This is a genomic window from Niveispirillum sp. KHB5.9 (genome assembly GCF_048066115.1).
Taxonomy (GTDB): domain Bacteria; phylum Pseudomonadota; class Alphaproteobacteria; order Azospirillales; family Azospirillaceae; genus Niveispirillum.
On the sequence record NZ_JBLTYX010000011.1, the window covers coordinates 164,070 to 187,978 of the forward strand.

Genomic DNA, 23,909 nt, shown 5'->3' on the forward strand with positions numbered 1-23,909 from the left:
CGAAAGGTTGGGTCAGAGCATCTCCCCCAATGAACGACAAGGGCAGTCATGTCCCCCACCATCATCCCCGTCATCCTGTCCGGTGGCAGCGGTACGCGCATGTGGCCGCTTTCGCGTGAGCAATATCCCAAGCAGTTCCTGCCGCTGGCCGGGAGCCGCAGCCTGTTGCAGCAGACGGTCGAACGCTGCATGACGGCCGGATTCGGGGCGCCGATCCTGGTGGGGGCGGAGGCGCATCGTTTCGTGCTGGCCGAGCAGTTCCGCGACATGGGCATCACGCCCCGCGCCCTGGTGCTGGAGCCGGCGGCGCGCAACACCGCACCCGCCATCGCCGCCGCCACCCTGCTGGCACGTGAGATCGACGCGCAAGCGCTGCTGCTGGTGCTGCCGGCCGATCATGTGATCCGTGACGGTACCGCCTGGGCGGCAGCCGTGCATGTCGCTGCGAAGGCGGCGTCGGCAGGGCATCTGGTCACTTTCGGGATCAAGGCGGAAACGCCGGAAACCGGTTTCGGCTGGATCCGGCCCGGTGCCGGGCTGGACGGGATCGACGGCGCCTTCCGCGTCGACCGGTTTGTCGAAAAGCCGGCTTTGTCCAAGGCGGAGGAACTGCTGCGCGATGGCTGTTCCTGGAACAGCGGCATGTTCATCTTTTCCGCGGCCAGCATGCTGGAGGAGTTGCAGGCGTTCGAGCCGGCGATCCTGGAGGCCGTGACCGCGTCCGTGTCGGGCCGCGCCAGCGATCTGGATTTCGTGCGCCTGGGGGCCGATGCCTTCAAGGCCGCCCCGTCGGTCAGCATCGATGATGCCGTCTTCGCCCGCACCACGCGTGCCGCCACCGTGCCCTGTTCCATCGGCTGGTCGGATGTCGGTTCCTGGTCGGCGCTGCATGAGGTGGTGGAGAAGGACGAGGCCGGCAATGCCCTGCGCGGCGACGTGATCGTGCGCAACTGCACGGGATCGTATGTGCGCACCGACGGGGTGCTGACGGCGGTGCTGGGCCTGTCGGATGTCGTCGTGGTCGCCACGTCGGACGCCATCCTGGTGGCGCACAAGGACGCGGTGCAGGATGTGAAGGGCGTCGTCCAGAAGCTGAAGGCCGACAAGCGCAAGGAGGCGGAGAGCCGCCCCCGCGTCTATCGTCCCTGGGGCTATTACCAGTCGGTGCATGCCGGCGACCGGTTCCAGGTGAAGCGCATCACGGTGAAGCCGGGGCATCAGCTGTCCCTGCAGAAGCATTTCCACCGCGCCGAGCACTGGATCGTGGTGAATGGCACGGCCCTGGTCACCCGCGACGGGGAACAGGTGCTGGTGCGCGAGAACGAGTCGATCTATCTGCCGCTGGGCAGCGTCCACCGGCTGGAGAATCCCGGCAAGGTGCCGCTGAACCTGATCGAGGTGCAGTCGGGTTCGTATCTGGGCGAGGACGATATCGTGCGCCTGGAAGATACCTATGGCCGGGCGTGAGGAGAAAGCCGGGGTGTCAGCCACTGAAATGGCGGCGCAGGACGGCTTCGGCGGGCTTGCCCTGGAGCGTGAAGTCGGTGTCGTGATGGCCGCCGGCGGCGGGGTCGCTGAACCAGCGCCAGACCAGCACGTCGGGCAGGCCGTGGCGGGCGAGAGCCGCCAGCCAATGGTCGAGCACGCGGGCCTGCAGGTCGCCATCGGGATGGGCATCGCGTTCTTCCGGGCTTTCCCAGGGTTTGGCCTGTCCGCCCACGGCACTGCGCAGGCCCAGTTCACCGATCCAGAGCGGCTTCCGCCGGGCCAGATCGGCGGCCAGCCCGTCGATGCGGGCGGCAAGGCCGGCATCATCATCGCCCAAGGGCGGGTAGAGGCTGCTGCAGGCGACGTCCAGCAGGGGACGGAAGGGCAGTTTTTCCAGTTCGCCGTCCCAATGGGCGACGTAGGTCACCGTACCTTTGAAACGCTCGCGGACGGCGCGGATGATGCCGGGCCAGGCGGGATCGCCGCTGACGCCGCGCAGTTCGGTGCCGAGCGCCAGCGCCTCGGCCCCCTCATCCTGCGCCAGGTGCGCCAGATCCAGCAGGATGGCGCGGTAGCGGCCGATCCAGCGGGTCTGGTCAACGGCGTTGCTGAATTCGATGGCGCCGGCCCAGGTCTGGGGTACCCAGACATGTGGCTTGACCATGACGCGCAGGCCCAGGTCCCGCGCCTGGCGGATGCCGGCGCGCAAGGTCTCCGGGCTGACCGCGTCGCCCAGCACGATCTCCGGGCTGGCGGGTGCCGGCTGCCACAGGAAGGGGATCAGGGCCACGGCATTGCCGCCCAGGTCGCGCAGGTTTTTCAAGGCCTGTCCGCAGGCGGGCGAGCCCAGCGGCGCCTCCGGCGTGGCGATCAGGTTGGCGCCGCGCCATGGGGCCGCGACGGCCCGGGTGCCGCCGCCCGGCAGCAGGCCAAGCCCTGCCAGACCGGCCCCCATCCGCAGAATTCCCCGCCGCGAGGCGATCTTTGCCATCACCCGCTTCCTTCCTTCCACGCAATGCCGGGCGCCATCGGGCACCGGTCACGGCCCTCCTGTCAATGGTAAGCCCCATGCGCAACGCCCTGATCACCGCCCTGTTCACGACCCTGTTCACTGGCACTGCCCTGGTATCCGCCGCCCATGCGGCCGACCCGGCCAAGCCGGAGGCGCGCAGCGTCACGCTGCGCGACCTGGGCTATCCGGACGGGCTGACCCTGTCCGGCATCGCCGCCCGCCAGGACATCTTCTTCCCGCTGCCGGCCTGGGTGCCGACCAGCGGCCTGACCCTGGATGCCAAGCTAACCGGGGCCCTGGCCGAGGGGCAGCGCGGGTCGGTGCAGGTGATGATCAATGATCAACCGCGCTGGACCGGGGCCGTCAAGACCGGGACGCAGGATTACGCCCTGTCGCTGGCCCTGCCGCGCGCGGATGTCCGCGAGGCCTTCACCAAGGCCACCGTCGCCTGGGGCGCCCAATGGACGGATAATCGCTGCGTCGACCAGCGCCTGCCCGGCGGCTTCGTCACCCTGTCGCCCGACAGTGCCGTGACCTACAGCATCGACCCGGCGAAGATCGACAGCGTGCGGGCGGCCTGGTCGGCGCTGGGGCCGCGGGTCACCATCTTCATCGGTGACGCCCTGACGCCGGCGCAGTTCCAGGCCGCCGTTCAGTTGACCGCGACCCTGATGCGTGAGGGGCGCCGCGTCCACCTGATCCGGATACCGGGGGAGGCCAAGGCGCCCGCGCCCGACGCGCCCAAGGTCGACCTGCCGCCGCCCCCGCCGATGCCGACGCTGGCGGAGATGGACACGGGCACGATCTTCCTGGCGACCAGGGCGGAACTGAACGCCCTTAAGGACCGTCTGCGCGCCCAGGCCGGTTCCGGTGCTGCGGAGCGCTATAGCCTGCCGGCCGGGGAAGGCGACGATGTCTCCCTGTTCCACATCGGGGGCATACCCGCCATCGCCCTGCTGGACGGGATCGACGGGGAGAAGGTGCGCCTGCTGCTGGATGGCTGGTCGCCGCTGGTGAATGATTTCAATGCCAAGGTGACGGGTGCCAGGCCGCAGCCGGGCAGTATGGCCGGCAATGACGGTATTCCGTTCGCCGCCCTTGGCCTGGGCCAGGGCGTGCAGGAACTGGTGGATCGGGCGGAATGGCCGCTGCGTCTGGATTATACCCAGGTGCCGCAGGGCCAGCGTCCGGCAGCGCTGGAGATCGAGCTGGCGCCCGGCAGCACCATGGGTGACAAGCCGCAGCTGCTGCATGTCTTCGTCAACAATACCCTGTTGCGCAGCGTGGCCCTGCCCGATGGCGGCAAGGTGCAGCGCATTTCCGTGCCGCTGCCCGATGGGCTGCTGGGCCGGTCCAATGCCATCCGCGCGGTGCTGCAGCGCCAGCCGGCCGGCGGGGATTGCCGCGAGGCGCCGATGGCCAGCCCGGCGCAGATCCTGCCCGGCAGCCGCGTCACCCTGACGCCGGACGGTGCCGCACCGACTGATTTCTATACATTGTCGCCTTCCATGCAGAAGGGCGCCACGCTGGTGGTGACCCAGGCCCAGCTGGGCGATATCGACGCCCTGAACCTGGCGGCGCGTGTGGCGGCCGATCTGGTGCCGGCGTCGGCACCGCTGTCGGTGATCGTCGGTGACGGCAAGACCAAGCCGGCCACGCCCTTCATCCAGCTGCCGGGCACCACGCTGCCGGGCAAGGTTGACCTGCCGGTACGCCTGGATGGCGGTGCGGTGTCGGTGAAGGATCGCGGCGGCCAGACGTTGCTGGACGTGACCGGCGCGCAAGGCTTGCTGACCGCACAGCTGGCAACGATCGACGGTACGCCCGGCCTGTCGTTGTCCAGTTCGGATGGCAAGGTGCCGGCCGGCCTGCCGCGCCTGTCCTTCGACAAGGGCAATGTCGCCTTTGCCGACCAGACGGGCCTGCTGATGGCGTTCGACACCGTCCGCGACCGCGCCGTGCGCGTCGTGGTGGCCGGTGACGATGGCTGGGCCGACTGGCTGGATCGTTTCCGCATCGTGCTGGTGCTGGGTGCCTGGGGCCTGCTGACGCTGGTCGCCGTGGGTGGCTTGCGCCGCTGGTACCGCAACCGCGCGCCGAAGGCCTGATCCATCCATGGCCCCGAACCCGCCCCCCATGGTGCCACCCACGGGTGACATGGTCCCGCCCATCGGCGAGCTGTTGCTGGCCAAGGGGTTGCTGACCGTGGCGCAGGTGGAAAAGGCGCTGGAGCTGCAACGGCAATGGAAGGTGCCGTTCGGCGACGTCGTCATCTCCCAGGGCATGGTGAAGGCCCGGGATTTCTATCGTGCCCTGGCCGACCGTTTCCGCCTGCCCTTCATCGACATGATGGCGAAACGGCCGCAGGATGGCCTGGCCCAGAAGGAGATGATGGGGGAATACAGCCGCCTGCTGCTGCTGCCCTGGAAGAAGGAGGGCGATGTCGTCACGGTGGCGACCGCCGATCCCGGCCCCAAGGCCATGCTGTTCGCCCGCCAGACCTATGGGCCCCGGACCAGGATGGTGGTGACGTCGAAGTTCGACATCGTCTGGACTTTGCAGCGCCTGTTCGAGGATGAGTTCAACCATCTGGCCGTGCACGCGCTGGCCGACATGGACCCGACCAGTTCCGCCCGCACGGTGGTGACGCCGGGGCAGAGCCTGTTCCTTTATGGGTTGCTGTCGGTGTTCCTGCTGGGCCTGGCCTTCGCGCCGATCGGCACGCTGATCACCGCCAATGTCATCATGGGCATGTTCTATCTGGGTAATTTCGCCCTGAAGACCATCCTGGTCTGGTACGGGGCGGATGCCAAGCAGGTGGACCGCAAGGTCACCGATGCCGAGGTGGCGGCCCTGCAGGATGACGACCTGCCGACCTTCACGGTGCTGGTGCCGATGTACAAGGAGCCGGAGGTGCTGCCCATCCTGGCAGCGGCGCTCAGGCGGCTGGACTATCCCATCGCCAAGCTGGACATCAAGCTGGTGCTGGAAGCCGGCGACCATGAGACGATCAATGCCGCCAAGAAGCTGGGCCTGGAGGGCATTTTCGAGATCATCCGCGTGCCGCCGACCAAGCCGCAGACCAAGCCCAAGGCCTGCAACTATGCCCTGCGGTTCGCCCGTGGCGAATATCTGGTGATCTTCGATGCCGAGGACCAGCCGGAGCCGGACCAGCTGAAGAAGGTGGTCGTCGCCTTCCGCAAGGCGCCGGAGAACACCGCCTGCATCCAGTGCCGCCTGAACTATTTCAATGCCAATGAAAATTGGCTGACGCGGATGTTCACCCTGGATTATTCGCTGTGGTTCGACTTCATGCTGGGCGGGCTGGAACGGCTGAATATTCCCATCCCGCTGGGCGGCACGTCGAACCATTTCCGCATGGATGTGCTGACCAAGCTCCACGCCTGGGACCCGTTCAACGTGACGGAGGATGCCGACCTGGGCGTTCGCCTGACGCAGAAGGGTTATCGGGTCGGCGTGGTGAATTCCACGACGTTCGAGGAGGCCAATGTCTCCATTCCCAACTGGGTCCGTCAGCGGTCGCGCTGGATCAAGGGCTATATGCAGACCTATCTGGTGCATATGCGCAACCCGGTGCATCTCTACCGCTCGGTGGGGGCCGGCGGCTTCTGGGGGTTCCAGTTCTTCATCGGCGGCACCATGCTGTCGGGCCTGCTGAACCCGATCTTCTGGGGCTTCTATCTGCTGTGGCTGGCCGTCGGCGGCACCTGGCTGGACCCGCTGTTCCCGACCGCGCTGCTGTACCTGTCCTTGTTCAACCTGCTGGCCGGCAATGGGCTGTTCACCTACATCTCCATCATCGCCCCGGTCAAGCGCGGCTGGACCAATCTGGCGCCCTGGGGCCTGACGGTGATCGGCTATTGGGCGCTGATGTCGGTGGCGGCGTACAAGGCGCTGTGGCAGCTGGTGAAGAATCCGTTCTATTGGGAGAAGACCCAGCACGGCCTGTCGCAGACCACCAAGCAGGAAGTGCAGAAGGCCCTGGCCAGCATGGGGCAGTCATGAACGCGACAACCGTAACCACAACACGCCGCCCGGTTCCGGCGCATCTGGACAAGCGCGGTGCCCGCACCATTCCGGGCTGGCTGTTCCCGGTGTCGCTGGCCTTGCTGCTGCCGCTGATCGGCCTCCTGGCCGCATGGCCGATGGAACAAGGCTGGCTGGGACCGGCGATGGCCGACCGCTGGACCCGCGCTCTGCTGGCCACCACCGATGTCGGTGCCTTCCGCGATCTGACGGGCACGGCCTATCCGGTGCTACCGCTGGCCTTCGACATGGTGGTGGCCCTGTTCCCCGGCCTGGACGGGGTGCCGGCACCGCTGGTCGTCAATGTGCTGATGCTGTCCATCGCCGCATCCCTGTGGGTGCGGATGCTGGTGGCCGGCGGGCAACGGTTCGTGGTGTCGCTGATCACCGCCGGCCTCCTGGCCTGCGCGCCGTCGCTGGCCCTGACCGTGGCGGCGGGGGGACCCGCACCGCTGGGCGTGCTGGCCTTCACCACCGCCGTCAGTTCCTGCCTGCGGCTGCAACGGCTGGGCGAGGTCAATGCGATGATCAGCCTGGGCGTGGCGCTGGCCTTCCTGGCGCTGGCCGATGCGGCGGGGGCCTATCTGGTGCTGGCCGCCGTTCCCTTCATCGCCCTGATGCTGCCGGCGCGCATGGTCGCCACGTCGGCGTCGGGCAGCCTGCTGGTGGTGATGTTCCCGCTGATCTTCGCCCTGCTGGCCCTGTTCTATGCCAACTGGGTGTTCGGCGGATCGCCTTTGGCCTTCGCGGCGGGGGTGGATGTCGCCATCCATGGGTCGGCGGCCTATGTCGGTGAGAGCTCCTGGCTGATCGGGCCGGGCGGGGCCATCGGTACCGCCATCCTGGTCGGTGCCGGGTCGATGCTGGCCAATGCGCCCTTGTTGCCGGTGGGTCTGTGGTTCGGCGATGCCGGGGCGCGGCGCGTGCTGGGGCTGCTGGCCGGCCTGCTGCTGACAGGGCTGGTGCTGATGTCGGCGACGTGGTTCCTGGGTGATCCGGGGCGGTTGCTGGCCTATCTGGCGCCGGTTTCCGTGCTGGCGGCGGCGGTGACGGGGCGCCGGCTGCACGGTCTGCTGCTGGTGCTGCTGGCGGGCCTGGGCGTGGTTGCCGGCTGGTGGGTGCAGGGGCAGGTGGGTGATACGGACACCGCCGCATGGCGTCAGGCCGTGCAGGGGGCGGGCGATGTGCAGGGTGACGGGCCGGCGGAACTGGCCGTGGGCCGGTTCCTGCGCGGGCTGGACGATGTGGCCATCGATGGCTTGACGGCAGGGGCGGTGCTGCCCGGCCGTGGCAGTGCCGACGGTTTGGTCCTGCCCAGCAATGACCGGCTGAAGGCCGACCTGATCGTGCGGCAGTTGCGCACGCGCCACGTGGCCCTGCGCAATCCGGACAGTCCGGCCGGTGCACGCGATCGTATCGCGCAAGCGCTGCCCGATCTGTGGCAGGATGCAGGTACGGGTGCCGTTTTGATATATGACCAGGGGGACTGGCGCGTCTGGCGCTTGCCGGCCGGCGGCGGGAAAAGGGGTGAATGACATGATCCTGATCGTCGAGGATCTGGAGGAAATACGGGAATTGCTGGCGGCACAGCTGACGGCGTGCGGCTATGGCCCCATCATCAAGGCCGGCAGCGCCGAAGAGGCGCTGGCCACCCTGGACGTATCGCGCACCGAGGGGGAGGAATGCCCCATCGATATCGTGCTGATGGACATCATGCTGCCCGTCATGGACGGGATCACCGCCACCTGCCTGATCAAGGAGAATCCGCGTCTGGCGGATGTGCCGGTAATCATGGTGTCGTCGCTGGAGGATGAGGAAAGCCTGAACCAGGCCTTCATCGCCGGTGCCTTCGATTATGTGGTGAAGCCGGCGACCATGGTGGCGCTGCGGGCGCGCGTGCAGTCGGCCCTGCGCTGGCGCACCGAGGCGCGGCGCCGCCGAGCGCGCGAGGGCGAGCTGGCCGAGCTGTCATCCGATCGCCGCCAGGTGCCGGCGGCCGATCCGGGCGGGGTGCAAGGGCTGGGCTGGCCGGATCCGATCCAGTGCGGGCAACTGCTGGCCGAACGCAGCCTGCGCCATCATGCCGGTGCCGTGCTGTTTGCCGCCATCGATGATTTCGGCCGGCTGGAGGAACTGGACGGTGCCGATCCGGCGGCGGCGATGACGCGGCGCATCATGGAACTGGCCGCCAGTCTGCCGGGCCGCATCGGCGACGTGCTGGCCATGGCCGGCGACGGGCGGCTGGCGGTGCTGTTCGAAAGCAGCGATGCCAATGTCGCCCGCGACCTTGCCGGCAAGCTGGTCGAACTGGTCGGCCGGGCCCGCATCCCCCATCCCCGTTCCAATGCCGGTCCCTATGTCAGCCTGTCGGTCGGTTATGGCGCCGGGCTGGACGCGGCGGTCATCGCCCGCCGGGCGCTGGACCATGCCCGCGCCCATGGCGGGGCCCGCATCATCGACGGCGCCACCCTGCCGCCGGAGGAAGACTGACCCATGCGTTGCCTGAAGTCCCTTTCCAGCCTTGCCGTCACCGCCCTGCTGCTGCCGGCCCCCGCCCTTGCCGGGGCCTGGCCGCAGGCGGCGGGCACGGTGGAGGTCATCGCCGGTGCGACCTATTCGGAATCCGACAGCGGTTTCGACGGGCGCGTCGGTGGCACCGATCCGAAATTCCGCAAGCTGGAAATCTCTCCCCTGATCTCCTGGGGAGTGGGCAGCGATACCACGGTCAGCTTCCAGCCCTCCTGGCAGCGGTTGAAGGCCGACAATGCCGCCGGGGGCAGCGACAAGGGGTCGGGCCTGGCCGATGGCGAATTCGCCGTGCGCCGCACGGTCTGGGCGGAAGGGGCCGATATCGTGGCGTTGCAGCCGCTGGTGCGGGTGCCGCTGGGCTATGACAAGGGCGACAACCCGCCGCTGGGGTCGGGCAAGGTCGATGCGGAGCTGCGCGCACTGTATGGCCACAGCTTCGACAAGGGTTTCTTCGATGCCCAGCTGGGATACCGCACGCGCGGCGGACCGGCGGCGGACGAGGTGCGGCTGGACCTGTCGCTGGGATACCGGCCGGACAAGGATTGGCTGCTGTTGGGCCAGAGCTTCAACGCCGTCAGCGTCGGCACGCCCGGTGCCGGCTATGGCGATGTCCGCCGGTATAAGGTGCAGGTGTCAGCCGTGCGCCGGCTGACCGACGATCTGGGCATCCAGTTCGGCCTCTCCAAGGCCATCGGCGGCCGTAATGCCGGCGGTGAGCGCATGGCGCTGGTGGCGCTGTGGTGGCAGTTCGGGGATTGAGGTGACGGGGAGGGGCTAACCCCTCCCCACGCTCACCAGATGCCGCCCGTCCGCCTGCTGTTCGATGCCGATGGGCACGTCCAGGAAACGGCCGATCGTGTCGATATTGGTCAGCGTATGGCGTGACGGGCGCACGGTGGTGAAACGCCCGCCGCCGGCCAGGGCCAGGGGCAGCAGCAGCTGGTCGGCCAGATAGGGGCCGGCGGCGGCCCCGCTTTCCATCAGGCCGTGCAGGCGCCTGGCGGCGTTCAGCGCTAGGCTGGCCGCCGGCACCTGGCGTTCGCCGAAGCCGGCCACCATCTCCGTCACGCCCTCATACCGCGCCGTCAGCAGCAGGATGTTGCCCGGTCCCCAGGCGGGGTCCAGCACCTCCATCCGGAAATGCTCCTCCGCCCAACCCAGATTGTCGCGGGCCACCTGCAGCTCCGTCCTTGCGATGACCGGGTCCAGGCCGGCGACACGGGCCACGGCATCGGTGGCCAGCAGGGTGCCGCGTTCCACCAGGTCCAGCGGGCGCAGGGCGGCGGCCGGGGCGATTTCCACCCGTATCCGCCCGCCACCGGCCGGATAGAAGCCCGGCCGGTCCAGTGCCGCCGTCACCGCCGGCCCCATGCGGTTGACCAGCGGCAGGAACACCTCTGCCAGGAAGTCGAAACAGGGCGTGTGGGGATTGTGGGTGCCGCCCTCCAGCAGCAGGCTGGACGGACCATCGGCCAGCATCAGGGCGGGCAGCAGGGTCTGGAGGACCAGGCCGGTACTGCCCGCCGTGCCGATGGCGAAATGATAGTCGCCGGCCCGCACCCGGCCGGGGGTGAAGGTCAGGCTGGAACTGCCCAGGGCCGCACCGTCGACCGTTGACCCGCTGATCGCGGCGGCCGACTGCACGGCGGTCAGGTGCTGGCGCATCAGGCCCGGCTTTTCACGGCCGGCGCGGATATTGTCGATGCGGAAGGCCTGGCCGGTGACCATGGCGAGCGAAAGGGCGGTGCGCAGCACCTGCCCCCCGCCCTCACCCGCCGCACCATCGATGATGATCATGATCCCTATCCCTTGACGCACACGACCTGCTTCAGCGTGTGCACGATTTCCACCAGATCGGCCTGGGCCGCCATCACCGCCTCGATCGGCTTGTAGGCCATCGGGGTTTCATCGATGACATCGGCGTCCTTGCGGCATTCCACCCCTTCGGTGGCGCGGACATGGTCCGCCACCGTGAAGCGGCGCCGCGCCTCGTTGCGCGACATGCTGCGGCCGGCACCGTGCGAACAGCTTTCGAAACTGTCCGGATTGCCCCGGCCGCGCACGATGTAGGACCGGGTGCCCATGGAACCCGGGATGATCCCCATCTCGCCGGCACCGGCCCGCACCGCGCCCTTGCGGGTGACGATGACGTTCTGGCCGAAATGCCGTTCCCGCCGCACATAATTGTGATGGCAGTTGATGGCCTGCACCTCTGCCCCGAAGGGCTTGGTGATCACCTTGCCCAATGCTGCCATCGTATGGACCATCATCATCCGCCGGTTCAGGGCGGCGAAATCCTGGGCCCAGCCGACCGCTTCGACATAGTCGTTGAAATGGTCGGTGCCTTCCGGGAAATAGGCCAGATCCTCGTCGGGCAGGTTGATGAACCAGCGGCGCATGTCCTTCTTCGCCAGTTCGATGAAATGCGTGCCGATGACATTGCCGATCCCGCGCGAGCCGGAATGCAGCATCACCCAGACCCGGTCCGCCTCGTCCAGGCACAGTTCCACGAAATGGTTGCCGGTGCCCAGCGTGCCCAGATGGGTGACATGGTTGGCCCTGGCCAATGCCGGATACTTCTCCGCCAGGCGCTGGAACCGTTCCGACAGGGTCTGCCAGGCGGCGACCACGTCGGGCGGCGGATCGCCCCACGACCCCTTGTCACGGGTGCCGCGACCCACGGTGCGGCCATGCGGCACGGCACGTTCGATGGCGCTGCGGATGCCGTCCAGGCTGTCGGGCAGGTCGGAGGCCATCAGCGTCGTCTGTGCCGCGCACATGCCGCAGCCGATATCCACGCCCACGGCGGCCGGGATGATGGCGCCCCTGGTCGGGATCACCGATCCCACGGTGGCGCCGATGCCGGTATGGACGTCAGGCATGGCCGCGACATGGCCGAAGATGAAGGGCATGCGGGCGGCGGCGCGCAGCTGCGCCCGGGCCGTTTCCTCCACCTGGACACCGCGTGTCCACATCTTCACCGGCACACCGCCGTCCACCGGCATCACATCGAAATGGCGCTCACACATAATTCTGATCCTTCGGGAATAGTGTTTTTACATCAAAGAGGGGCGGGCGGGGCGACAAGGATTGGTGGAACGCTTTCTGCTCTACCGGGCTGAGCTACGGCGTCCTTGACAGGAAAACCGGAGGGATTCGAACCCCCGACCGGAAAGTCCAATGTAGTTCCACCTGCATTCGCCCCGCCGCGACAGTCCCGGCGGCAAGGGATGGGAAGGACGATACTGAGCTACGTGGGATTGCTCCCCGGGTGGATTCGGACCACCGACCTCCCGCTTCACGGGTGCTCTATCCATGGAGTCCTTGCCCGCATCCGCCGGGGCTGCGCCCCGAGCCTGGACGGGCGGGCGGCGACAAGGGGTTGATGGGACACGGGGGCCGGTGCCATTTCCGACATGAGGGTCCATGGACCCTCCCGGCGTGACATGTAGTCCCATCCGCATTCGCCGCCCGACACGACCGGGCTTTCTTTACATGTTCCTCAATCGCCGGCGCCGCATTCGCGGCTTGGCTTCACGCCGCACGTGCGGCGCGGCGGCGGTCGCCGCCGGAGCGGTTTCCGGTTACCCGGAAACCGCTCTAGATCACCATGTTCTCGATCTCCGCCACCCAGAGCTCGGGGTGTCCCCTGCCCTTGGCGAAGCGGGCGATGCTGTCGAACACGGCGTCGGTGAAGCCGCCGATATTCAGGATGTCGGCACCGTCCGGCGCCTGGGCGGTGCCGTAGGGTTGCAGGTCCAGGCACACCAGCTTCGCAGCGGGATGACGGGCCGTCAGCTTGCGCCATTCTGCCAGCATGGCCGTGCCACGGGCCCGCTGCTGCATCCAGGATTCATTGTCCGACACCATGATCACCAGATCGGGTCTGGCCCGTTCCGCGTTCAACCGCGCCAGCGGGGCGGCACAGTTCGTGCCCCCGCCGCCGATGGCGGCCAGCCGCTTGGCATTCTCCGCCACCGGCAGGTCGGCCAGCACATCCACCGCCACGACATCATTGTCGAAGGGCAGGACGCTTGTGCCCGGATTGGTCCGCATCAGGGCCGCCGCGATCAGGGCGGCGACGTCGATGCAGCGCACCTGGCTGGTCGATCCCTGGCGGTGACCCGTCAGGGGGGTGCCCATCGATCCCGACACGTCGGGACAGACGACCACGCGCCCGGCCAGCGCCGGCACATTGCGCAAGGAATGATCCAGTGCCCGGTCCAGCCCTTCGCGCACCGTTTCCGGCACGGACGGCAGAAGCTGGCTGCGCGCCATCATGATCTGGAACGGCTGTACCCCGGAACCGGCAACGGCCCGCGCATCACCCAGCCGTGCCGCCACAGCCTCCGCCGCGCCGGGCACGGTGAAGGCGCCATGGCGGGCCAGGCTGTTCAGGTTGATGCGCAGCGCCTGCCAGCCCATGCGGCCGGCAAGCAGGGCCCAATCCTCCCGCGTCAGCGGCAGTGCCGTCAGCCACTCGAACGGCACATCCGGAAGTTCCAGGGTACGGTCGCGCTTCCACGCCTCGAACGCCCGCACCGGTTCCGGCAGCAGGGCCTCCTGATACGGCTTGCCGATCAGCCAGCCATAGAAGGCTTCCCGTTCCGGGCTGGACGGGCGCGGATGCACCATGCGGACAATGTCGGCCAGCGACGGGCTGGTGCCCGTGGCGGTGCGCAGCAGGGTGCGGATATCGGCCTTTTCCAGCCATTCCCGCACCAGCCGCTTCGGCCGCGTGCCCAGCGACTTGCGCCCCGCGCTGCCGGATCGCAGGATCTGCACGACGTTGCGCAGCATGCGGCCATTGTCGACGACACGGCCGAAGATGCGCGGGGCCAGGTCCGGGGCGGTCACGGTCAGGCGGGCCAGCAGCAAAGCCGGCATATCCTTCATCCCGCCGCGTTCGCGGGCATGGACCGCCAGCTTGGCCAGGAACTGGGCATCGACCTTGCCCGACAGGTCCAGGACCTGGGCCAGCTGTTCGTCGGCGCTGGTGTAGAAATTATGGTTCAGGCAACCGGTGACCGCCAGCTGCGCCAGGTGATGGCGCGGGCCGAAGGCGTAGGCGGGGGCGAATTCCTGGTTATGCGCGTCGGTGGCCGGCATCAGCCGCCCCACGATCGATGCGAACAGTCCCTTGTTTGCCATGATGTCACCCCTCCTTCCTGTCCGGTGCTGTGCGGCCGTGTCGTTGCCGCTCATGGCCTCCCTAATCGCAAGGGCTGTGCCAACAGGCCTGGAAGGGTGAATTTTTTTTAGGAATGGCGGAAAGGCTGGGTTCCTGCCGCTGATGGTCGGTTCCGTGCGGGTGAATGAGATGATATGATCATATCGGATTTATAAATCTGGATAAGATCATGAAGCGGACGGTGGTCATCGGCTTCCTGGGCACGGTGCTGGATTTCGTGGGCAGGGGGAAGGACCGGTGGAGCCGCTGGCGGCCGTCGGTCGGCCTGTGCATGCAGGAGGATCTGCTGGTCGACCGGTTCGAACTGCTGCATGACGCGCACAGCACCGGGCTGGCCGATCAGATCCGCGAGGATGTGGCCGGCGTTTCGCCTGGCACGCAGGTGCGGTCGCAGCTGATGGCGCTGCGCAACCCGTGGGATTTCGAGGAGGTGTACGGGAAGCTGCTGGATTTCGTCCGCGCCTATCCGTTCGACACGGAGGCAGAGGATTACCTGATCCACATCACCACCGGCACCCATGTGGTGCAGATCTGCCTGTTCCTGCTGACCGAGGCGCGGTTCCTGCCGGGGCGGCTGCTGCAATCCAGCCCGGACAAGGACAGCAAGGCGGTGGCCGCCGGCAAGGTCAGCACCATCGACCTGGACCTGTCGCGCTATGACAGCATCGCCACGCGGTTCCAGGCCCAGACGCGGGAGGCGACGTCGTTCCTGAAATCCGGCATCGCCACGCGCAATGCCGGGTTCAACCGCATGATCGACCGGATCGAACAGGTGGCGATCCGGTCGCGTGCACCCATCCTGCTGCAAGGCCCGACGGGGGCCGGCAAGTCGCAGCTGGCGCGGCGCATCTATGACCTGAAGCGCCAGCAGCACCAGATCGCCGGGCCGTTCGTGGAGGTGAACTGCGCCACCCTGCGCGGGGACGGGGCGATGTCGGCCCTGTTCGGCCATCGCAAGGGGGCGTTCACCGGGGCGGCCAGCGACCGGCCCGGCCTGCTGCGCACGGCGGACAAGGGCATGCTGTTCCTGGACGAGATCGGGGAACTGGGTCTGGATGAACAGGCGATGATCCTGCGCGCGGTGGAGGATAAGCGCTTCCTGCCCGTGGGGTCGGACAGGGAGGTGGAAAGCGATTTCCAGCTGATCGCCGGCACCAACCGCGATCTGGGCACCCAGGCGGCGGCGGGGCGGTTCCGCGAGGACCTGTTCGCCCGCCTCAATCTCTGGACCTTCGCGCTGCCGGGGCTGGCGGAACGGCGGGAGGATATCGAGCCCAACCTGGAATTCGAGCTGGACCGGTTCGCCGCACGTGAAGGGGTGCGCGCCACCTTCAATGCCGAGGCGCGGCAACGCTATCTGGCGTTTGCCACCGACGGGTCCACGCCCTGGACCGGCAATTTCCGCGACCTGTCGGCCAGCATCACCCGCATGGCCACCCTGGCCCCGGCCGGGCGCATCAATGCCGATACGGTGGCGGACGAGATCGAGGGGCTGCGCCGCCGCTGGCAGGGGGCGGGGGGTGGTGCGGCGGATGATGGGCTGGAGGCGGTGCTGGGGGTGGAGGGGCTGGCCGGGATCGACCTGTTCGACCGCTGCCAGCTGGCCACCGTCATCCGTGTGTGCCGCGACAGCCGGTCGTTGAGCGAGGCGGGGCGGGTGCTGTTCGGCGCCTCGCGCACAGCCCGCAAAAGCGTCAACGATGCCGACCGGCTGCGCAAGTACCTGGCGCGGTTCGGGCTGGAGTGGGACCGGCTGCGGGGATAGGGCCAATTCCCGCGCCACCCACCGCCCCGGCCTTGCCCCGCCGGATTGCCGCTGCCATTCTGGCCGCCGATGAAGGCAAGGGGGCATTGATGATCCTGTCGACCATGGAACAGCCGGCCGGGTACCGCGTCGTGCGGCATCTGGGGCTGGTGCAGGGCAGCACCGTGCGGTCCAAGCATCTGGGCAGGGACATCATGGCCGGCCTGAAGGAAATGGTCGGCGGGGAGCTGCGCGGCTATACCGAGCTGCTGAACGAGGCGCGGGACGAGGCCACGCAGCGCCTGCGGGCGGCGGCGGATGAACTTGGGGCCAATGCCATCATCTCCATCCGCTATTCCACCGCCAATATCGGCAGCGGGGCGGCGGAGGTGCTGGCCTATGGCACGGCGGTGGAACTGGCCGAAGAGCCGGCCGCATCGTGAATGACGAGCTGCCCGATCTGCCGCCCGGCATGGAATGGCTGGAATATTGGCTGAATTTCGACTGGGAGATCTTCGGCTGGGGCGGCTGGATCGCCGGTATCCTGGGCGCTGCCCTGGCCAATGGCACCCTGATCATCCTGGGCGCCTGGATCGAGCGACGGCATGACCGGCGGCTGACGGAGATGGAGGCGGCCACCGCTTGCGTGCGCGTGTTCAACGGCAAGCCGCCCAAGGGTGTGACGGGCCGGCCGCAGATGGTGCAGGCTTGCGTGGTCATGGCGCCGGCGCCGCTGGGCCGGCTGGCGGTGCTGTACCGGCGGATCGTCGGCGGGCGCATCCCCACCCGGCAGCGCGACATGCAGCGGACAAGGCGGCTGGCGCTGATGCGGCTGCGCCAGCAGGCGCAGGCGGCGGGGGCCGGCGTGCTGGCCGGGGTGGAATTCTGCCAGATCGGGCTGGACCGGGGCCGCCTGGCCCTGATCGCCACGGGCACGGCGCTGGTGGGCAGTGAGCCGGGGGCCGCACCGCTGGTGGCGGAAGCGGTGGGGGCGGAGCCGCCGCGGCATTGGCGCGAGCTGGCCATCACGCTGGGCGTGCTGGTGGCGCTGGCCGGCAGTGCGGCGGTCACCGATTACCTGTTCGACAAATATGCCGGCCAATACTGGCACGAATACAAGGTGCGCCACCTGGAGCGGAAGGCGCCGCCGCCGGCCGCTACGCCGGAACCCTGACCTTCTTCGGCTGCTTGAACCAGAAGGTCCAGACGGCCAGCGTGCCCAGTAAAGCCATGCCCAGGCCCGACAGGGTCATCAGCAGTTTCAGGGCCAGCCCGCCGACCTTGGCCGCGTGCAGCGGATAGACCTTGGTGAAGACCCGCTGGCCCAGGGGCATCTCCAGGGCGCTGCGCGCCTCCACCACATGGAAATCGGCGGGGTCGAACCAGACCAGGGTGCGGCCGTTGGGCAGCCATTCGGCCGGCTGCTTCAGGCGCAGGCTGATCAGGTCGCCCGGCTTGCGTGGCAGGGACAGCACGCGGAACTGGGCATCGGGGAACCGTTCCCGCGCCGCCGCCAGCATGGCATGCCAGTCGGGGTTCCCGGCCAGCTGCCCGCCCTTCACCTTGGGCGGGGCGGTGGCGGCCCGCCATTCCTTGGCGGGGCCCAGCGGGCTCAATATGAAATTGGCGACGGGCTGCAGGGTCAGCATGGCGCCGGTCAGGCAGGAGATGAACAGCAGCGGCGCCAGGACCACGCCGATATCGCGGTGATGGCGGATGATCGCCGGGCGGGACATGCGGGCGGGCCAGAGCTTGAACTGGAAGGTCCGGCGCAGCTTCCACCACAGGATGAAGCCGGAAATGATGAAGAACAGCCCGACCAGGGAGATGATGCCGATAAAGATTTCACCGGCATCGCCGGCCAGCAAATAATGGTGCAGGTCGAACAGCCACAGTTCCGGCCGTGCCCAGATGCCGTCCCAGGTGGCGACGATATTCCCCGCCTGATCGGCATAGGCACCGGCCCCGCCAGGGCTGCGCAGCCGGTGCAAACCGAAAGCCTCGCTGGCGAAGACGATGCTGTCCGGGCGGTCGGGGGTGGCGAAGAGCCGGGCCACCGCATCGGCCACCGGGCCGGCATCAACGACCAGCGCATCGCCGGCGCCGGGTGCCATCACCCAGCTGTCCTTGTAGACCAGCAGAGTGCCGGACAGGCCCAGCAGCGCCAGGACCAGCCCGACAATGCCACCCGCCCAGCGATGCAGAAGGTCCAGCGTCCTCATCAGAAGCTGTAATCCCAGCCGATGGTGAGCGCCCGGCCGCGACCGGCATAGAAGCGCTGGCTGTCGGTCAGGCGCTGGGTCTGGCTGTTATAGTCGATGAACTGCTTGTCCAGCAGGTTCTGGATCGACAGGGTGACGCCGCCCACCGGCAGTTCATAGCGGATGGAGCTGTCGACGATGGTATAGCCGCCGAAATCGGCGAAGGTGGTGCCGCTGCCGACATCGCCCGACAGGTAGAACTGCGCCTGCAGGCGGGCGGTGATCTTGCCCTCCGCATAGGCGGCGGCCAGGTTCACGCGGTCGGGGGAGATGTTGGCGCCATCCAGCTTGCCATCGACCTTGCCGTCGCCATTGCTGTCATTGCGGCCCTCCAGATGGGCATAGCCGCCGGACAGGGTCAGGCCGGGCAGCGGCGTCTCGTAGGACAGGTTCAGTTCCAGCCCCTCGATCTCGATACGCTGGCGCTGCGCCTCATAGACGCCGTTGGTCAGGACCAGCAGCTGGCCCTTGGTGGAGGTGGACCAGAAATAGGTGGCGCTGCCCTTGAACGGGCCATGGTCGCCCTCCAGCCCGATCTCCTTGTTGTTGGAGATGATGGGGCTGATATCCAGGAAACTGTCTATATCCTGGCCGGCGCGGGTGATGGCGCGGGTGATGCGGCCCACATCGGGGACCGTGTAGCCCTCCGCGTAGGAGGCATAGGCGCGCAGGCCGTCGATGGGCTCCACGATGACGCCGCCATTCCACAGCATGTCGCTGAAGGTCGGGCTGCCGCCGGACACGAAACGCGAGCCGTAGGAGGCCAGCGTGGTGTAGTCATCGATGCGGATGCGGGCATTTTCCGAGCGCACGCCGCCGGCCAGGCGCAGCTTCTCATCCAGCAGCGCCAGATTGACCTGGGCGAAGGGGGCGAGGCTGCGGAAATCGGTGGGCGGCACCCAGGCGCGGCCCGTGGCGATCAGGCGCTGTTCGGTCTTGTCCCAGATGGCGTCGAAGCCGACGGTGCCCGTCAGATCCTCGAACCCCGGCATGGCGCGCTCATAGGCGATCTTGCCGCCCAGCTTGCGCGACCGGTTCTGCGACTGGTCGAACAGGGTGCCGATCGGGGCGATGCGCACATCCTGGAAGGTGGCGATGGGCGTGGGCTCCCCGCCATAGGTGTCGCGCGAGCGGTTGAAGAACAGCTGGCTGGTCAGGGTGCCGCCCACCAGATCATCGTCGGTCAGCGACAGGGCGGCACTTTCGGTGCGGTTGGCGGCCGGCACGCCCGGCGGGTCACCCTTGACCGCCGAGCCGGGCAGGCCGGTGGCGCGGCTGCCGGGAATGGCGACATAGTCGCCGTCGCTCTTCAGCTCGAACCGGCTGGTGATCAGGTCCAGGCGCGCGCCTTCCCACACCGCGTAGCCGAAGCGGGCGAAGAAATTGGTGCTCCGGCTGTCCTGGGTCTCCCCCTGGGTGCTGTCCATGCCGATGCGGCGGTCGTCGGCATCGTAGAAGGCGCCGCGCGTCTCGTACGCAGCACCGACGGTGGCATCGAACCGGCCCTCGCGATGGCTGAGCAGGGCGGCGGCCTTGGCCCCGAAACTGTCGCCCTCGAACCCGTCATTGGCCGTACCCTGGACCAGGACGCGGCCGCTATTGCCGTCGGCCTTGGGGGCGCCCACCGTCACCTGGTTGACGATGCCGCCGGTGCCGCCGATGCCCTGCAAGGCGTTGGAGCCAAAGATCACCTCCACCCGGTCCACGAAGAACGGGTCGATGGTGAAGCCGTCGCGCGCACCATCGCGCAGCGGTGTGGATTGCGGGATGCCGTTGATGGCGTAGAGCGGGGAACGGCCGCGCAGCGTCTCGCCCGCGCCCGACAGCTTCTGGCGTGTGGGGGAGAAGCTGGGGATCAGGGTGGAGACGGCATCCACCACCGAGCCACCGATGGCCGCCTGCTGCGCCAGGTCGGCGCTGCCGATCACGTCCACGGTCAGCGGCAGGGCGCTGGCCGGCAGCTTGGTGCGGGCGGCGGTGACCACCACCTCCTCGATCGCGCCATCGGTGGCGGCGGCCTGCTGCTGGGCGGCAGCGGGCATGGCGATCAGGCTGACGCCCGTCATCAGCAACGAACAGGACTTGCGCATCTCAATTCCCCACTTGGAAGTGCCGGGAAACTAGGGCCGTAAACATACAAATGCAAATCATTATCAGATGCGAAGCATGCGGCCCAGCGGTGCATTTCCTGATATCGAGGCCTGTGTGAGTCATGAATATTATTGCAACATTGCAAACAAATATAAACTGCAAGTTCTTAAGTAAATAATCTCGTTGTGTAAATCTTCATGGTTCAAATGCCACAGATAATCACAATGCGTGTTCTTTGTTACAATTCGCTATTGCGAAGAAAGTGGCCTCTATACGAGTGTTTCTTCGGTGCCGGTTGGCACGTCAACTGAGCTTGCGCCCGGAACCTCAGCGAATTGAGGCGCGGCCTGTCGGAACAAGGGAACACAGCAACCATGACACTTTCTGAAAACGCGCGCCGTTCGGCCCGCTCCCGCCTGCTGCTGGGTGCGGCCCTGGCCGCCGTGATGGCGCCGATGGGCCCGGCCCTGGCGCAGGACACGGTGGAAGAGATCGTCGTGACCGGTTCGCGCATCGCGCGCCCGAACGACACGTCCACCAGCCCGGTCTATTCCGTGGGGGCCGCCGAGATCGACGCGTTGCAGCAGCCGGAAGTGGAGAAGATCTTCCGCATGCTGCCCGTCACCGTGCCCGGCGATGGCCAGAACACCAATAACGGCACGGCTGGTGCCTCCACCGTCGATCTGCGCGGCCTGGGTGCGCAGCGCAATCTGGTGATGATGGATGGCAAGCGCATCACCCCGTACAATTTCAACGGCCTGGTCGACGTTTCCACCATCCCGACGGCGCTGATCCAGCGCGTGGACATCGTCACCGGCGGCGCGTCGGCCGTGTATGGTTCCGATGCCATGTCCGGCGCCATCAACTTCATCATGAAGGATGATTTCGAGGGCGTGGACGCCAATTACGATCACACGGTGACGGGGGAGGGTGACGGCACCATCCATTCCGCCGATGTGACGGTGGGTTCCAACCTGGCCGACGGCCGCGGCAATGTCGTGCTGGGCATCAATTATTCCAAGCGTGCGGCCGTGAAGCTGGGCGCGCGTCCGCTGGGCCGTTTGGGCATCGAGACGGCGACGGGTGCCGGCCTGGCCGATTTCCAGGCCGGCAACGAGGCGGCCCCGGCCCCGGCGGGCTGCGGCGGTCCCAATTCCGTGGCGGCCGGCGGTTCCACCACCACGGTGCCGACGCGCCTGGCCATCGCCGGCGGCCCCGGCCTGGGCCAGTTCCGCGAGGATGGCACGTTGGGCACCAACTGCTCCGTCTTCAACTTCAACCCGTACAATTACTATCAGACGCCGCTGGAGCGGTTCGGCGGCTTCGCGTCCGGCCATTACGAGGTCAACGAGCATGTCGAGGCCTATGGCCGCTTCGCCTATTCCAGCACCAAGAACACCTCGCAGGTCGCCCCGTCGGGCATCTTCGGCAACACCTTCTTCGTGCCGCTGGCCAACCCGTTCCTGTCCACCCAGGCCCGCAATGCCATCCTGACGGCGGCCAATGCCGGCCGCGTGGCCGGCACGGTCAGCACGACCGGCACCCTGCCCAACTGGCGCGACATCAACGGCAATGGCGTGGTCGATCAGGCCGACGATCTGCTGCTGTCCGTCCGTCGCCGGACGGAGGAGCTGGGGGCCCGCTCCACGAGCTATGACAACAGCTCCTTCCAGTTCCTGACCGGCTTGCGCGGCGAGATCCTGGATGGCTGGTCCTACGACCTGTCGGTCCAGCATGGCGAGTCGCACCGCACCAACGTTTCCGCCGGCTATACGAATGTCAGCAACGTGGCCAACGCGCTGAATGCGGTCAGCACCACCGCCTGCCGCGGCGGCCAGCCGGGCTGCGTGCCGCTGAACGTGTTCGGCGGCTATGGCACCATCACCCCGGCAATGGCCGCCTATGCGTCGGCCACGGCCATCGACAAGCAGGATTACAGCCAGACCATCGTCAGCGGTTCCGTTTCCGGCCCCATCGAGGGGCTGAAGAGCCCGTTCGCCAATGACAGCGTCGCTGTCAGCTTCGGTGCCGAATACCGCAAGGAGAAGGGCAGCCGTACGCCCGACGAATGCTGGAAGCTGGCACCCACCAGCTGCCTGGGTGGTGCCGGCGGCAATTTCCAGCCGATTTCCGGCGGGTTCGACGTGAAGGAATTCTTCGGCGAGGCGCTGATCCCGCTGGTTTCCGACCAGCCGGCCTTCGAGTCCCTGGACCTGGAAGCCGCCTACCGTTATTCCGACTATGACCCCAGCGGCGTCAACAAGACCTGGAAGCTGGGCCTGAACTGGACCCCGGTGGACAGCATCCGCCTGCGCGGTTCGCAGCAGCGCGCGGCCCGTGCGCCGAACGTGGGCGAACTGGCCTCCCCGCATATCGCGGCCTTGCAGAATGCCAACCTGGACCCCTGCTCCATCGGCAATGCGGCGGCACTGGCGGGCAATGCCACGCTGCGCGCCCGCTGCGCATCGACCGGCATGAGTGCAGCCCAGATCGGCACGGTGGAAGATCTGGTGGCCGGTCAGGTCAACGTGACCGCCGGTACCGATCTCGCCAACCTGCCGACCCCGGAACGGGCCGACACCACCACCCTGGGCTTCGTGCTGACGCCGGACCTGGGTGCGGTGAAGAACACCTTCATCTCGCTGGACTATTACAATATCAAGATCAAGAACGTGATCGGCACCTTCGCCCCGCAGGAGATCCTGGATGGTTGCTATGTGCTGGGTGATGCCAGCCAGTGCGCCAAGGTCGTCCGTGTCGGCGGCACCCTGACCCTGCCGGGTTCGGGCCTGACGGCGCTGACCACCAACCTGAACTATCTGCGGGCCGAGGGTCTGGAACTGGGCGTCAATTTCAATGTCGACCTGGAGGAACTGGGTGCGTCGGAGGATTGGGGCACGCTGGCCTTCCAGCTGAACGCCAATCGCTATCTGACCCAGGAATCGCGTTCCGACGGCATCCTGCCGGTGCTGGAATGCCTGGGCAAGTTCGGCACCAGCTGCCCCGGTGCGGCCGGCGTCGGCGGCGTGGGCAGCCCGCTGCCCAAGGTCCGCTGGGTGCAGCGCCTGAGCTGGAGCGTCGGCGACCTGACCCTGGGCTATACCTGGCGTCACCTGGGCGGGGTGGAGATCGAGGAGGCGCAGAAGCCCACGACCTTCGACCAGTTCGAGAAGATCAAGGCCTACAACTACTTCGACCTCCAGGCCGCCTATCAGGTCTTCGAAGAGGTGCGCATCAGCGCCGGCGTGACCAACGTCTTCGAGAAGGACCCGCCCATCGTCGGCAACGAAGCCGGTGCGACGTCTGCCAATTCCGGCAACACCTATCCCAGCATGTATGACCCGCTGGGCCGGGTGTTCTCGATCGGTGTGAATGTCCGCTTCTGATTTATGTTCCCTCAGACGCCGGGCGGGCGCATCCGCGCCCTTGGCTTACGCGCCACGTGGCGCGCGGCGGCGGTCGCCGCCGTACCTTCGGTCGGAATTTCCGACCGAAGGTATTGAGGGTATTGTTCCAGTATCGGAATGATGATTTTACCGGGTCCGT

General features: G+C 67.4%; 16 protein-coding genes and 1 tRNA gene. 10 read left to right on the top strand and 7 right to left on the bottom strand.

The features are described from left to right. The first annotated feature begins 48 nt into the window (after positions 1-48). Positions 49-1,467 (top strand): mannose-1-phosphate guanylyltransferase/mannose-6-phosphate isomerase, encoded by a 1,419-nt coding sequence (locus ACM9HJ_RS18545; protein ID WP_416573247.1) that lies wholly within the window; start codon positions 49-51, stop codon positions 1,465-1,467. A gap of 16 nt (positions 1,468-1,483) precedes the next feature. Here the strand turns inward: ACM9HJ_RS18545 and ACM9HJ_RS18550 are convergent, their stop codons facing one another. Continuing rightward, on the bottom strand, positions 1,484-2,479 hold the full coding sequence (locus ACM9HJ_RS18550) for a glycoside hydrolase family 113 (RefSeq protein ID WP_416573248.1): 996 nt from the start codon (positions 2,477-2,479) through the stop codon (positions 1,484-1,486). Positions 2,480-2,556: 77 nt separating this feature from the next. On the opposite strand from ACM9HJ_RS18550, the gene ACM9HJ_RS18555 reads away from it, so the two are divergent. The 5 genes from ACM9HJ_RS18555 to ACM9HJ_RS18575 are packed head-to-tail and all read left to right on the top strand — an operon-like array spanning position 2,557 to position 9,835. After that, positions 2,557-4,608, top strand: a complete 2,052-nt coding sequence (locus ACM9HJ_RS18555; protein ID WP_416573249.1) for a cellulose biosynthesis cyclic di-GMP-binding regulatory protein BcsB — start codon at positions 2,557-2,559, stop codon at positions 4,606-4,608. Positions 4,609-4,615: 7 nt separating this feature from the next. Then, positions 4,616-6,526, top strand: coding sequence for a glycosyltransferase family 2 protein (locus ACM9HJ_RS18560; RefSeq protein WP_416573250.1), 1,911 nt, complete (start codon positions 4,616-4,618; stop codon positions 6,524-6,526). Beyond that, entirely contained in the window at positions 6,523-8,082 is a 1,560-nt protein-coding gene (locus ACM9HJ_RS18565; RefSeq protein ID WP_416573251.1) for a hypothetical protein, read from the top strand. Before ACM9HJ_RS18560 ends, ACM9HJ_RS18565 begins: the two co-directional genes overlap by 4 nt. 1 nt (position 8,083) lies before the next feature. Continuing rightward, positions 8,084-9,037 carry a response regulator gene (locus ACM9HJ_RS18570; protein ID WP_416573252.1) on the top strand — a complete coding sequence of 318 codons (954 nt, stop codon included), beginning with the start codon at positions 8,084-8,086 and terminating at the stop codon, positions 9,035-9,037. A gap of 3 nt (positions 9,038-9,040) precedes the next feature. Next, positions 9,041-9,835, top strand: a complete 795-nt coding sequence (locus ACM9HJ_RS18575) for a hypothetical protein (RefSeq protein WP_416573253.1) — start codon at positions 9,041-9,043, stop codon at positions 9,833-9,835. 15 nt (positions 9,836-9,850) lie between these two features. Here ACM9HJ_RS18575 and rtcA read toward each other — a convergent pair whose 3' ends face one another. From rtcA to ACM9HJ_RS18595, 4 genes are all read right to left on the bottom strand, one after another. Continuing rightward, the gene (gene rtcA, locus ACM9HJ_RS18580) at positions 9,851-10,873 is read right to left on the bottom strand and encodes an RNA 3'-terminal phosphate cyclase (RefSeq protein WP_416573254.1); all 1,023 of its coding nucleotides are present in this window, start codon (positions 10,871-10,873) and stop codon (positions 9,851-9,853) included. A gap of 5 nt (positions 10,874-10,878) precedes the next feature. Further along, positions 10,879-12,105 (bottom strand): RtcB family protein, encoded by a 1,227-nt coding sequence (locus ACM9HJ_RS18585; RefSeq protein ID WP_416573255.1) that lies wholly within the window; start codon positions 12,103-12,105, stop codon positions 10,879-10,881. 112 nt (positions 12,106-12,217) lie between these two features. After that, positions 12,218-12,295: transfer RNA gene (locus ACM9HJ_RS18590), tRNA-OTHER, on the bottom strand. A 381-nt stretch (positions 12,296-12,676) separates the two neighbouring features. Next, a complete protein-coding gene (locus ACM9HJ_RS18595) occupies positions 12,677-14,227 on the bottom strand; it encodes a vWA domain-containing protein (RefSeq protein ID WP_416573256.1) in 1,551 nt (516 codons plus the stop codon). Between the two features lie 209 nt (positions 14,228-14,436). Between ACM9HJ_RS18595 and rtcR the strand changes: the two genes are divergently transcribed. From rtcR to ACM9HJ_RS18610, 3 genes are all read left to right on the top strand, one after another. Beyond that, positions 14,437-16,032, top strand: a complete 1,596-nt coding sequence (gene rtcR, locus ACM9HJ_RS18600; protein ID WP_416573257.1) for an RNA repair transcriptional activator RtcR — start codon at positions 14,437-14,439, stop codon at positions 16,030-16,032. An 89-nt stretch (positions 16,033-16,121) separates the two neighbouring features. Further along, positions 16,122-16,454: a YbjQ family protein gene (locus ACM9HJ_RS18605; RefSeq protein WP_416573258.1), complete on the top strand. Its 333-nt coding sequence runs from the start codon at positions 16,122-16,124 to the stop codon at positions 16,452-16,454. Beyond that, entirely contained in the window at positions 16,451-17,185 is a 735-nt protein-coding gene (locus ACM9HJ_RS18610) for a heavy metal-binding domain-containing protein (protein WP_416573259.1), read from the top strand. The genes ACM9HJ_RS18605 and ACM9HJ_RS18610 overlap by 4 nt, the downstream gene beginning before the upstream one ends. Here ACM9HJ_RS18610 and ACM9HJ_RS18615 read toward each other — a convergent pair. Next, positions 17,169-18,233 carry a PepSY-associated TM helix domain-containing protein gene (locus ACM9HJ_RS18615; RefSeq protein ID WP_416573260.1) on the bottom strand — a complete coding sequence of 355 codons (1,065 nt, stop codon included), beginning with the start codon at positions 18,231-18,233 and terminating at the stop codon, positions 17,169-17,171. The two genes, ACM9HJ_RS18610 and ACM9HJ_RS18615, sit on opposite strands and share 17 nt — an antisense overlap. After that, the gene (locus ACM9HJ_RS18620) at positions 18,233-20,362 is read right to left on the bottom strand and encodes a TonB-dependent receptor (protein ID WP_416573261.1); all 2,130 of its coding nucleotides are present in this window, start codon (positions 20,360-20,362) and stop codon (positions 18,233-18,235) included. The genes ACM9HJ_RS18615 and ACM9HJ_RS18620 overlap by 1 nt, the downstream gene beginning before the upstream one ends. Positions 20,363-20,737: 375 nt before the next feature. Between ACM9HJ_RS18620 and ACM9HJ_RS18625 the strand changes: the two genes are divergently transcribed. Then, positions 20,738-23,749, top strand: coding sequence for a TonB-dependent receptor domain-containing protein (locus ACM9HJ_RS18625; protein ID WP_416573262.1), 3,012 nt, complete (start codon positions 20,738-20,740; stop codon positions 23,747-23,749). Positions 23,750-23,909 lie beyond the last annotated feature (160 nt).

What these genes read in the sequence shown, in the direction of transcription:
- ACM9HJ_RS18545 (WP_416573247.1), top strand. Translation starts at nt 49, where the DNA reads ATGTCCCCCACCATCATCCCCGTCATCCTGTCCGGTGGCAGCGGTACG.
- ACM9HJ_RS18550 (WP_416573248.1), bottom strand. Translation starts at nt 2,479, where the DNA reads ATGGCAAAGATCGCCTCGCGGCGGGGAATTCTGCGGATGGGGGCCGGT.
- ACM9HJ_RS18555 (WP_416573249.1), top strand. Translation starts at nt 2,557, where the DNA reads ATGCGCAACGCCCTGATCACCGCCCTGTTCACGACCCTGTTCACTGGC.
- ACM9HJ_RS18560 (WP_416573250.1), top strand. Translation starts at nt 4,616, where the DNA reads ATGGCCCCGAACCCGCCCCCCATGGTGCCACCCACGGGTGACATGGTC.
- ACM9HJ_RS18565 (WP_416573251.1), top strand. Translation starts at nt 6,523, where the DNA reads ATGAACGCGACAACCGTAACCACAACACGCCGCCCGGTTCCGGCGCAT.
- ACM9HJ_RS18570 (WP_416573252.1), top strand. Translation starts at nt 8,084, where the DNA reads ATGATCCTGATCGTCGAGGATCTGGAGGAAATACGGGAATTGCTGGCG.
- ACM9HJ_RS18575 (WP_416573253.1), top strand. Translation starts at nt 9,041, where the DNA reads ATGCGTTGCCTGAAGTCCCTTTCCAGCCTTGCCGTCACCGCCCTGCTG.
- rtcA (WP_416573254.1), bottom strand. Translation starts at nt 10,873, where the DNA reads ATGATCATCATCGATGGTGCGGCGGGTGAGGGCGGGGGGCAGGTGCTG.
- ACM9HJ_RS18585 (WP_416573255.1), bottom strand. Translation starts at nt 12,105, where the DNA reads ATGTGTGAGCGCCATTTCGATGTGATGCCGGTGGACGGCGGTGTGCCG.
- ACM9HJ_RS18595 (WP_416573256.1), bottom strand. Translation starts at nt 14,227, where the DNA reads ATGGCAAACAAGGGACTGTTCGCATCGATCGTGGGGCGGCTGATGCCG.
- rtcR (WP_416573257.1), top strand. Translation starts at nt 14,437, where the DNA reads ATGAAGCGGACGGTGGTCATCGGCTTCCTGGGCACGGTGCTGGATTTC.
- ACM9HJ_RS18605 (WP_416573258.1), top strand. Translation starts at nt 16,122, where the DNA reads ATGATCCTGTCGACCATGGAACAGCCGGCCGGGTACCGCGTCGTGCGG.
- ACM9HJ_RS18615 (WP_416573260.1), bottom strand. Translation starts at nt 18,233, where the DNA reads ATGAGGACGCTGGACCTTCTGCATCGCTGGGCGGGTGGCATTGTCGGG.
- ACM9HJ_RS18620 (WP_416573261.1), bottom strand. Translation starts at nt 20,362, where the DNA reads ATGCGCAAGTCCTGTTCGTTGCTGATGACGGGCGTCAGCCTGATCGCC.
- ACM9HJ_RS18625 (WP_416573262.1), top strand. Translation starts at nt 20,738, where the DNA reads ATGACACTTTCTGAAAACGCGCGCCGTTCGGCCCGCTCCCGCCTGCTG.